A 10318-nucleotide genomic window follows, 5' to 3' on the forward strand; every position below is an offset into this window, starting at 1 on the left:
ATGCGGGGGTGTCCCGTGCGGGTGTGTTCGGTGACTGTGCCACCGATCCGTTTGAGCCGCCTCCGTCCGGGTCGCCCACCGTCTGCCATACCAGCCAGCCCACCAGTGCGCCCGGTACGAGCGCGGCGACGGCCACGGTCAGGGGTCCTCGCCGGAAGCGGCGCGGCGGGCGGGGGGGATCGAAGTCCGGGCCTACGTACGACACGGCAGCCACCTTACGGGGCTGCCGCCGGGTGCTGTCAGTTCCCCGTGCTCGTCCGCCGGAGGACTCTTAGCGAGTCGGTGGCCGAGATCTCGGTGAACGCGCCGGAGGCGAGAGCCCGGAGGTACACGCGGAACGGGGCCTGGCCGGTGAACTCGTCTTTCGGGTCGGGGAAGACGTCGTGGATCAGGAGGAGACCGCCCTCGGCGATGTGGGGGGCCCAGCCCTCGTAGTCGGCGGTCGCGTGTTCGTCGGTGTGGCCGCCGTCGATGAAGACGAGGCCGAGGGGTGTCCGCCAGAAGGCCGCGATCTGGGGTGAGCGGCCGACCATCGCGACCACGTGGTCCTCCAGGCCGGCCTGATGGAGGGTGCGGCGGAAGGTGGGGAGCGTGTCCATGCGGCCGAGCTCGGGGTCGATTGTTTCTGGGTCGTGGTAGTCCCAGCCGGGCTGTTGTTCCTCGCTGCCGCGGTGGTGGTCGATGGTGATCGCGGTGACGCCGGTCTCGCGGGCGGCGGCTGCGAGGAGGATGGTGGAGCGGCCGCAGTACGTTCCCACTTCGAGGAGGGGGAGGCCCAGTGCCGCCGCTTCGGTTGCGGCGGCGTACAGCGCGAGGCCCTCGTGGGTGGGCATGAAGCCCTTGGCTTGCTCGAAAGCGGTGAGGATTTCGGGCTTGGGGGCTGCGGGCATGGGGGTCCTCCTGGTTGTACGGGGCTATGGGCGCCCATGGTGCCGTAAGCGGGAGTTCTGGGGCCCGGCTCCTCCCCGGGGCCCATCGTGGGCGCCCTCAGCCCCAGATCCCCCGCACCGTCGTACGGCCTACCCGCGGAGCGTTTGGCGCTCGGCCACAACAGACTCGCGGTCTTCGTGCGGCCTTACCCGCGGAGCGTGTGGCTCAGCCACAGCCGACCCGCCGCTTTCGTCCCGCCCGACCCGCGGAGCGCGCCCCTTGCTCTGGCGAGGCAGCAGCAGTGCGAACAGCAGCCCCACCGCCACAGCCCCGGCAGCGATCAAGAACGACACCCGGAAGCCGTGCATCGTGGGAACCGCGACCCCGTTCACCTGGTTCGCCGTGTTCGCCAGCACCATCCCGATCACGGCGCTCGATACGGACGTACCGATCGAGCGCATCAACGTGTTGAGGCCGTTCGCCGCCCCCGTCTCGGACGGGTCGACGGCGCCGATGATCAGTGCGGGCAGTGAGGAGTACGCGAGGCCGATGCCCGCGCCCAGGACCACCGCGATGACCACCGTCTGCCAGGCCGCGCTCATCAGGCCGAGGCCGGCTCCGTAGCCGATCGCGATGATCAGCATGCCGGTCATGAGGGTTGCCCTAGGGCCGTACTTGGCGGACAGGCGGGCGTAGACCGGGGCCGTGAGCATCATCGTCAGGCCGAGTGGGGCGACGCACAGGCCCGCGACGACCATTGACTGGCCGAGGCCGTAGCCGGTCGACGTCGGCAGTTGGAGGAGTTGGGGGAGGACCAGGGATACGGCGTAGAAGGCTACGCCGACCATGATCGAGGCGAGGTTGGTGAAAAGCACGGGGCGGCGGACCGTGGTGCGCAGGTCCACCAGCGGGGCCTGGACACGCAGCTCCATCACGCCCCAGAGGACGAGGACCACCGCCGCCGCTGCGAACAGGCCGAGCGTCCTGCCCGACGCCCAGCCCCAGTCGCCGCCCTTCGTGATGGGGAGCAGGAAGAGGAGCAGGCCCGCGGACAGGCCCAGTGCGCCCAGTACGTCGAAGGTGCCCTTCGCGCGCAGTGGGGACTCGGGTACGAAGATCAGGGTGAGGATGATCGACACGACACCAATGGCCGCCGCGCCGTAGAACAGCGCGTGCCAGTCGGTGTTCTGCGCCACCAGGGCCGCCAGCGGCAGCGCCAGTCCGCCGCCGACGCCGATCGAGGAGCTCATCAGGGCCATCGCCGAGCCGAGCTTCTCGCGCGGCAGCGCGTCGCGCATCAGGCCGATGCCCAAGGGGATGGCGCCCATCGCGAAGCCCTGGAGGGCGCGGCCGGCGATCATCACGAGCAGTTCGCTGGTGGAAGCGGCGATCAGCGAACCCACCACCATCACGGCCAGACTCGTGAGCAGCATCCGCCGCTTGCCGTAGAGGTCACCGAGGCGGCCCATGATCGGCGTGGCCACGGCACCGGCGAGCAGGGTCGAGGTCATGACCCAGGTGGCGTTGCCGGGGGAGGTGTTCAGCAGCTCCGGCAGGTCCTTGATGACCGGCACGAGCAGGGTCTGCATCACCGCGACAACGATGCCCGCGAAGGCCAGTACGGGGACGATTCCGGCGCCGGTACCGACGTCGGCATCGTCGCCGAACGGGCCCCGTGTGGGGTCTTGGGCCGTCGTTGTCTGGGGCTCGGGCATCGGGGTGTGCCTCCGGGGACGTGCGTGCGGTACGTGCACGGTGAACCCCGTGCGCCGAGGCAACTATTCCATTGTTTTGAGTACCTAACGAATTCTTGACCATCTGACCCGGCGTCAACATTGAGGCGGTGTCTGACCTTCCGTCAGATTGGAACGTGTTCTAATCTTTCGCCGACCTTGGGGAGGCGAGGCCGGTATGGGCATCGGGAGCATCGGGATCACGCGTGAACAGCGGGAGTTGGCCGAAGCCGTGCGCGGCTGGATCGCTCGGGCCGTGCCTCCCGAGGAGGTGCGCAAACTCCTCGATTCGCCCGGCGAGGGCAGGCCTCCGTACTGGGACGGGCTCGCTGCCCAGGGGCTGCTCGGCGTGCATCTGCCCGAGGCGTACGGCGGTGGTGGCGGCGACGTCCTGGACCTCGCCGTCGTGGTGGAGGAGGCCGCGCGGGCCGCGCTGCCGGGGCCGTACGTCCCGAGCCTGATCGCCTCGCTCGTGCTCCTCCGCGCGGGGACGGATAAGGCGAATGAGGCGGATGAGGCGCATGGGTTGGTGCGGGCGCTGGCGTCGGGGGAGCGGGTGGCGGCCGTGGCCTTCGGGGCGGGGTCGATGACCGCAGTCTCGCGTGAGGGGGGCGGGTGCGTCCTCGACGGGACTGCCCCGCCTGTGCTGTCCGGGGCCGACGCCGACCTGCTGATCCTGCCCGCTTCAGACAGCGCAAGCGGGGTGGTGTGGTTGGCCGTCGATGCCGCCGACCTCGCCGTACGGGCGCACGAGAGCTCCGACCCCACGCGGGCCACCGCCGAGGTGCGGGCGGACGGGGTGCGCGTTCCCGCCGGGCGCGTGCTCCCCAGCGACGCCGTCGACTCCGCGCTCGTGCGCGACCTTGCCGCCGTCGCCCTCGCCGCGGATGCGTGCGGCACCGCCGCCTGGGCGCTGCACACCGCCTCCGAGTACGCCAAGGTCCGTGAGCAGTTCGGGCAGCCCATCGGGCGGTTCCAGGGTGTGAAGCATCTGTGCGCCGACATGCTCGTACGGGTCGAACGGGCGCGGGCGCTCACCTGGGACGCGGCGCGGGCAGTCCAAGAGCCGGACGGCGTACGGGAGTTGGTGTCGGCCCTCGCTGCCGCCGATGCCCTGGACGCCGCGTACTCCTGTGCCAAGGACTGCATCCAGGTCCTCGGCGGGATCGGGTTCACCTGGGAGCACGATGCCCATCTGTATCTGCGGCGGGCGGTGGTGGCGCGGCAGCTGTTCGGCACGGGCGACGTACACCGGCTGCGCGCCGTGCGGCTCGCGGAGGGCGGTGTACGGAGGGAGTTGCGGCTGGATCTGCCGGAGGAGGCGACGGCCTACCGTGCCCAGGCCCGTGAGGTCGTCGAGCGCGTACGTGGTCTTGAACCGGCTGCCGTACGGCGCGAATTGGCGCCCACCGGATATGCCGCCCCGCATCTGCCCGCCCCGTACGGACTCGGCGCCGGGCCCGTCCAACAGCTCGCCGTTCAGGAGGAGTTGGCCGCTGCGGGCGTACGGCTGAGTGATCTGGGGATCGCCACCTGGGTCGTACCGTCGCTCATCGCGTACGGGACGCGGGAGCAGCAGGAGCGGTATCTGCTGCCGACGCTGAGCGGGGACGTGCTCTGGTGCCAGCTCTTCTCGGAACCCGGCGCCGGGTCCGACCTCGCCTCGCTGCGAACGCGTGCCGAGCGGACCGCCGACGGGCGGTGGCGGGTCAACGGGCAGAAGGTGTGGACGAGTTCGGCCCACCGGGCGGACCACGGGATCCTGCTCGCCCGTACGAATCCGGAGGCGCCGAAGCACAAGGGGCTCACGTACTTCGTCGTCGACATGAAGAACACGGACGGTATCGATGTCCGTCCGCTGAAGGAGATCACCGGGGAGTCACTGTTCAACGAGGTCTACTTCGACGACGTCCTCCTCCCGGCTGACGCGGTGGTCGGTTCCGTCGACGACGGCTGGAAGGTCGCCCGCAACACCCTCGGCAACGAACGCGTCCACATGGCCGACCAGTTGACCTTCGGCACCGGCATCGAGGCGCTCCTGGCCAGGGATTTGGACGACGCCGTACGGCTCCGACTCGGCGCCCTGATCACGGAAGCGCACGCGCTGGCTTGCATCGGCCTCCGCACGACCATGCAACAGGTATCGGGCATCGAGCCGGGCGCAGGAGCCTCCGTACGCAAACTCATCCAGACCCTGCACCAGCAGAAGGTCGCCGAACTCGCCCTCGAACTCCTCGGCCCGCAGGGCGCGTTGTGCGAGGGAGCGGGGGAGCGGGCTGTGCACAGCTTCCTGCTCTCCCGGTGCCTCACCATCGCCGGCGGCACGACACAGGTACAGCTGAACGTGGTCGCCGAGCGGATTCTTGGGTTGCCGCGAGACTGAGGTGCGGGGTCGTGCGGTGCTGACGCGTCCGAGTTACCGGGGCGGCGGCGGTGCCGTGCTGCCGCGCACAACAAGCCGCGTAGGCACAAGCGTCGTGCCGTGCTCCGTCTCCTCATGCCGCATCTGCCGCAGCACGCCCTCCACGCAAAGCCGCCCCACCTCGGCAAAGTCCTGGTGAACCGTGGTCAGGGGAGGCAGGAAGGACCCGGCCTCCGCGATGTCGTCGAAGCCGATGACGCTGACGTCATCCGGCACCTTCCGGCCCTCTTCGTGCAGCGCACGCAACAACCCAAGCGCCATCTGGTCATTGGCGGCGAAGATCGCCGTGCACTCCTTCTGCCGGGCGAGTTCAAGCCCGGCCCGGTACCCGGACTCGGCCGACCAGTCCCCCCGCACGAGAGGGGGAGTGGGACGGCCGGCCTCGCTGAGCTCGGTGCGCCACGCCTGAGCGCGCCGCTCCGCCGCGTACGACTCCTCGGGCCCGGCCAGATGCCAAACCGTCTGGTGGCCAAGATCCAGGAGGTGACGCACAGCGGTCCGGCTGCCGCCCGCCTGGTCGGTGTCGACCACGGTGTACCGGTCCCCGGCATCCGAGTCGGCCACCACGATGCGCACATGCGGCGGCAGAGAGAGGGTCACCGCGTCCAGCAGGTGCACCTCGAGGATGACGATGACGGCGTCGACGGCCAGCTCCCCCAGGCGGGAGAACGCGCCGCGGACCTCGTTCTGCGTGGGCACGGCGACGGGCAGCAGCGTGACGGCGTAGCCCTCATGCGCCGCGGACGTGGCGATCGCCTCCAGCGTACGGACGTTGCCCGTGGTGGCCAGGCCGAAGGTGATGACCCCTATGGTGCGGAACTCGCCGCGCTTGAGCGCTCGCGCGGCGCTGTTGGGCCGGTAGCCCAGTTCCTCCATGGCCGCGAGGACCTGCCGCCGGGTCTCCTCGGTTACGCCCGTATAACCATTTGACACACGGGAGACTGTCTGTGAGGAGACGCCGGCCAGCCGCGCGACGTCCGCCATGGACGCGCTCTGTGTGCGGCGACCTGCTCTTGTTCTGGTGCGCACCCGTGTCCGCGGCACGGAGTCGCTGTCCGCAGTGTCCACCCGTCTCCCTAGTCGCTCGGGGCGCAGTTTCCGCTGCCGACCCTTGACCGTCGTCATCGGGGCAGTGTAGACATTCCGCCATCAGATGTTTACGTAAACATAACAGCCTATGGACGCTCGCAAACAGGAATGTTTACGCAAACATCTTCGGCGGCGCACAACGCCGGTTCCGGGATGAATTGAACGAGGAACGACATGACGACGCTAGAACCGGCGGTGGCCGCGGACCGGCCTCCTGGACCACGGCCCCCGGCGAAACGGAACCGCCGCTCATGGACGGGCTGGGGGTTCATCGGCCCCTTCGTGGCGGTCTTCGCCCTCGTCTTCCTGGCGCCGATCGCGTACTCGATCTATCTCAGCCTGTTCCGTGACCAGTTGATCGGCGGCACCCAGTTCGTCGGTCTGGACAACTACACCCAGGCCCTCGAGGACGACCGGTTCTGGGACTCCCTGATCCGGGTCTCGCTCTTCCTGGTCGTCCAGGTGCCGATCATGCTGGGCATCGCCCTGCTGATCGCGCTCGCCCTGGACAGCGGGCGGCTGTACGGCAAGGACTTCTTCCGGATCACGATCTTCCTGCCGTACGCGGTGCCCGCCGTCGTCGCCACCCTGATGTGGGGCTTCATGTACGGCACCCGCTACGGCCTGGTCGGCGACATCAACGACGCCTTCGGTGTCACCCTGCCCGACCCGCTCTCGGCCGATCTGGTCCTGGCGTCGATCGGCAACATCGTGACCTGGGAGTTCGTCGGCTACAACATGCTGATCTTCTACTCCGCGCTGCGGGTCATCCCGCACTCGCTGTACGAGGCCGCGGAGATCGACGGCGCCGGACAGTTCCGCGTGATCACCGCGATCAAGCTGCCCGCCATCCGCGGCGCCCTCGTCATCGCGACGATCTTCTCGATCATCGGCAGCTTCCAGCTCTTCAACGAGCCGAACATCCTTCGGCAGTTGGCGCGCAACGCCATCACGACGGACTACACGCCGAACTTCTACACGTACTCGCTGTCCTTCAACGGCCAGCAGCAGAACTACTCCGCGGCGGTCGCCATCATCATGGGGCTGATCACCATGGTGATCGCCTACATCGTGCAGCTTCGCGGCATGCGCAAGGGAGCGTGACCCGATGAGCACCCCTCTCACCGCCGCCGCCAAGACCCCTACCGCTCCGGCCGCAGGCTCCGGCAAGGGCACACCCCGGCTGCGTACGCCCCGTAAGAAGCACACCCCCGGGCGCCCCAAGCGCAGTGTGCTGCTGACCGTGCTCACCGGCCTGATGCTGCTCTACACCGTGGTGCCGTTGATCTGGCTGGTCATCAGCGCCACCAAGACCCAGGAAGGGCTTGCCGACTCGTCCGGGCTGTGGTTCGCCGACGACTTCGCCCTGTTCTCCAACATCAGCGACACGTTCACGTACAACGACGGCATCTTCACGCGCTGGCTGCTGAACACCCTGCTGTACGTCGTCCTCGGCGCCGGCGGTGCCACCTTCCTGGCGATCCTGGGCGGCTACGCGCTGGCGAAGTTCGACTTCCCCGGCAAACGCGGCGTCTTCGCCACGGTCATCGGTGCCGTCGCCGTCCCGGGCACCGCCCTCGCGGTGCCGACCTTCCTGATGTTCAGCAAGATGGGGCTGACCGACACTCCGTGGGCGGTGATCCTGCCGTCGCTCGTCTCGCCCTTCGGCCTCTATCTGATGTGGGTGTTCGCTACGGAGGCGATTCCCGCCGAACTCCTTGAGGCAGCCCGGGTGGATGGCGCCAGCGAGGCGCGCACCTTCTTCCAGGTCGCCCTGCCGCTGCTCGCCCCCGGCATCGTGACCGTCCTGCTGTTCACCACGGTCGCGACGTGGAACAACTACTTCCTGCCGTTGATCATGCTCAAGGACCCGGACTGGTACCCGCTGACCCTGGGGCTGAGCGCCTGGAACTCCCAGGCCGAGACGATCGGCGGTGACGTGATCTTCAACTTGGTGATCACCGGTTCGCTGCTCACGATCGTGCCGCTGATCGCCGCGTTCCTGCTGCTGCAGAAGTACTGGCAGTCCGGACTCGCCGCCGGAAGCGTCAAGGAGTGACCGTCGTCCCCCAAGGCCCCACGCCCCCACACAACGTCAAAACCCTCACCCTGTCCCACCCACGAAGAAGTGGAAGCACCTCCATGCGCAGAACCACAAGTCGCCTGATGCGCGGCATCGCAGTCCTCTCCGTCCTCGCCTTGGGTGCGACCGCCTGCGGCGGCTCGGACGACAGCGCCGACAAGCCGGTCTCCGCCGGTGACATCGACGCGGCCCTGGAGAAGGGCGGCACGGTCACGGTGTGGGCGTGGGAGCCCACGCTGAAGACGGTCGCCGCCGACTTCCAGAAGAAGTACCCCAAGGTCAAGATCAACCTCGTCGGCGAGCGGTCCGGCGACAAGCACTACACCGCCCTGACGAACGCCATCTCCGCCGAGAAGGGTGTCCCGGACGTCGCGCAGGTCGAGTACTTCGCGCTGAGCCAGTACGCCCTCACCAAGGGCCTCAGCGACCTGGCCCCCTACGGCGCCGACAAGCTCAAGGAGAAGTACACCCCCGGCCCGTGGAACGCGGTCAACGAGGGTGACGCCGTCTTCGGCCTGCCGATGGACTCCGGCCCGATGGCGATGTTCTACAACAAGAAGGTCTTCGACAAGCACAAGATCGCGGTCCCGACGACGTGGGACGAGTACGTCGAGGCGGCCCGCAAGCTGAACAAGGCCGACCCCAAGTCCTTCATCGCCGCCGACGCCGGTGACGCGGGCGGCACGACCAGCATGCTGTGGCAGGCCGGTTCGCGTCCCTACAAGGTCGACGGCACGAACGTGAAGGTCGACTTCTCCGACGCGGGCGCCAAGAAGTACACCGACACCTGGCAGCCGCTCATCGACGAGAAGCTCGTCGCACCCATCAACGGCTGGACCGACGACTGGTACAAGGGCCTCGGCGACGGCACCATCGCCACCCTGGTCACCGGCGCCTGGATGCCCGCCAACTTCGTCACCGGTGTGGCGAACGCCTCCGGTGACTGGCGTGCGGCCCCCATGCCCCAGTGGACCAAGGGCGACAAGGCGAGCGCGGAGAACGGCGGCAGCTCCCTGACCCTGCCCACGCTGGGCAAGAACAAGGAACTCGCCTACGCCTTCGCCGAGTACGCCAACTCCGGCGCCGGTGTGAAGACCCGCATCGACGAGGGCGCCTTCCCGGCGACCAAGGCGGAGCTGGAGTCCCCGGAGTTCCAGGGCAAGGAGTTCGAGTACTTCGGCGGCCAGAAGGCCAACGAGATCTTCGCCGAGTCCGCGGCCAACGTGTCCAGCGACTGGTCGTACCTGCCCTTCCAGCAGTACGCCAACTCGATCTTCAACGACACCGTCGGCAAGGCGTACGTCTCCAACACCAAGCTCTCCGAGGGCCTGAAGTCCTGGCAGGACGCCTCCGTCAAGTACGGCAAGGAGCAGGGCTTCACCGTCGAGTAGTCGGTCGAGCAGCCGAGGTACGCCCCACGCCGCCCGTGCGACACACCGGAAGGACCACCATGATCTCCACCCTCCTGTCCCAGCTGCACGGGCCGGACGGTGACTCCACACCACGCCTCGTGTACGGCGCCGACTACAACCCCGAGCAGTGGCCTCGTGAGGTGTGGGAGGAAGACGTACGGCTGATGCGTGAGGCCGGCGTCAACCTGGTCTCCGTGGGGATCTTCTCCTGGGCCCGCATCCAGCCGGCCCAGGACGAGTGGGACTTCGGGTGGCTCGACGAGGTCATGGATCTGCTGCACGCGGGCGGCATCGGGGTCGACCTCGCCACCGCCACCGCGTCCCCGCCGCCCTGGCTCACCACGGCGCACCCGGAGATCCTTCCGGTGACCGCCTCCGGTGAGACGGTGTGGCCGGGGGCGCGGCAGCACTGGCGGCCCACCTCGCCGGTGTTCCGTAAGTACGCGCTACGCGTGGTGGAGAAGATGGCCGAGCGGTACTCCGGTCATCCCGCCCTGGTGGCCTGGCACATCTCCAACGAGCTGGGCTGCCACAACATCTACGACTACTCGGACGACGCCGCCCGTGCCTTCCGCGACTGGCTGCGCGCCCGTTATACGACCCTGGAGGCGCTCAACCACGCCTGGGGCACGGCCTTCTGGTCCCAGCGCTACAGCGAGTGGGAGCAGATCCTGCCGCCCCGGCTGACCGGCTCCCACCCGAACCCCAC

The 10318-nt window shown here is 68.6% G+C and carries 8 protein-coding genes and 1 pseudogene; 5 read left to right on the forward strand and 4 right to left on the reverse strand.

Annotated elements, in window-relative coordinates; translation table 11 throughout:
* From G6048_RS50560 to G6048_RS43505, 3 genes and pseudogenes are all read right to left on the reverse strand, one after another.
* Nucleotides 1-205 (reverse strand): annotated as a pseudogene (locus G6048_RS50560) (N-acetylmuramoyl-L-alanine amidase); the annotation flags it as partial.
* A 34-nt stretch (nt 206-239) separates the two neighbouring features.
* Nucleotides 240-890, reverse strand: a complete 651-nt coding sequence (locus G6048_RS43500) for a class I SAM-dependent methyltransferase (RefSeq protein ID WP_165345137.1) — start codon at nt 888-890, stop codon at nt 240-242.
* Between the two features lie 129 nt (nt 891-1019).
* Nucleotides 1020-2585 carry an MFS transporter gene (locus G6048_RS43505; protein WP_165345138.1) on the reverse strand — a complete coding sequence of 522 codons (1566 nt, stop codon included), beginning with the start codon at nt 2583-2585 and terminating at the stop codon, nt 1020-1022.
* Between the two features lie 196 nt (nt 2586-2781).
* Between G6048_RS43505 and G6048_RS43510 the strand changes: the two genes are divergently transcribed.
* Nucleotides 2782-4986, forward strand: coding sequence for an acyl-CoA dehydrogenase (locus tag G6048_RS43510; protein ID WP_165345139.1), 2205 nt, complete (start codon nt 2782-2784; stop codon nt 4984-4986).
* A gap of 33 nt (nt 4987-5019) precedes the next feature.
* Here G6048_RS43510 and G6048_RS43515 read toward each other — a convergent pair whose 3' ends face one another.
* On the reverse strand, nt 5020-6009 hold the full coding sequence (locus tag G6048_RS43515; RefSeq protein ID WP_165345140.1) for a LacI family DNA-binding transcriptional regulator: 990 nt from the start codon (nt 6007-6009) through the stop codon (nt 5020-5022).
* Between the two features lie 279 nt (nt 6010-6288).
* Here G6048_RS43515 and G6048_RS43520 point away from each other — a divergent pair, with 279 nt between their 5' ends.
* The 4 genes from G6048_RS43520 to G6048_RS43535 form a co-directional block, all read left to right on the forward strand.
* Nucleotides 6289-7218: a carbohydrate ABC transporter permease gene (locus G6048_RS43520; RefSeq protein ID WP_165345141.1), complete on the forward strand. Its 930-nt coding sequence runs from the start codon at nt 6289-6291 to the stop codon at nt 7216-7218.
* A 4-nt stretch (nt 7219-7222) separates the two neighbouring features.
* Nucleotides 7223-8173 (forward strand): carbohydrate ABC transporter permease, encoded by a 951-nt coding sequence (locus G6048_RS43525; protein WP_165345142.1) that lies wholly within the window; start codon nt 7223-7225, stop codon nt 8171-8173.
* Nucleotides 8174-8256: 83 nt separating this feature from the next.
* Nucleotides 8257-9588: an ABC transporter substrate-binding protein gene (locus tag G6048_RS43530; RefSeq protein WP_165345143.1), complete on the forward strand. Its 1332-nt coding sequence runs from the start codon at nt 8257-8259 to the stop codon at nt 9586-9588.
* A gap of 59 nt (nt 9589-9647) precedes the next feature.
* Nucleotides 9648-10318 (forward strand): beta-galactosidase (locus tag G6048_RS43535; protein WP_206342859.1); only part of this gene is annotated, 671 nt, incomplete at its 3' end.

The sequence above is a fragment of the Streptomyces ureilyticus genome (assembly GCF_011045025.1).
GTDB classification, from domain to species: Bacteria; Actinomycetota; Actinomycetes; order Streptomycetales; family Streptomycetaceae; genus Streptomyces; species Streptomyces ureilyticus.

Bases quoted from the DNA above. Each gene is read 5' to 3' on its own strand.
- G6048_RS43515 (WP_165345140.1), bottom strand. From the start codon at position 6,009: ATGGCGGACGTCGCGCGGCTGGCCGGCGTCTCCTCACAGACAGTCTCC.
- G6048_RS43500 (WP_165345137.1), bottom strand. From the start codon at position 890: ATGCCCGCAGCCCCCAAGCCCGAAATCCTCACCGCTTTCGAGCAAGCC.
- G6048_RS43505 (WP_165345138.1), bottom strand. From the start codon at position 2,585: ATGCCCGAGCCCCAGACAACGACGGCCCAAGACCCCACACGGGGCCCG.
- G6048_RS43520 (WP_165345141.1), top strand. From the start codon at position 6,289: ATGACGACGCTAGAACCGGCGGTGGCCGCGGACCGGCCTCCTGGACCA.
- G6048_RS43510 (WP_165345139.1), top strand. From the start codon at position 2,782: ATGGGCATCGGGAGCATCGGGATCACGCGTGAACAGCGGGAGTTGGCC.
- G6048_RS43530 (WP_165345143.1), top strand. From the start codon at position 8,257: ATGCGCAGAACCACAAGTCGCCTGATGCGCGGCATCGCAGTCCTCTCC.
- G6048_RS43525 (WP_165345142.1), top strand. From the start codon at position 7,223: ATGAGCACCCCTCTCACCGCCGCCGCCAAGACCCCTACCGCTCCGGCC.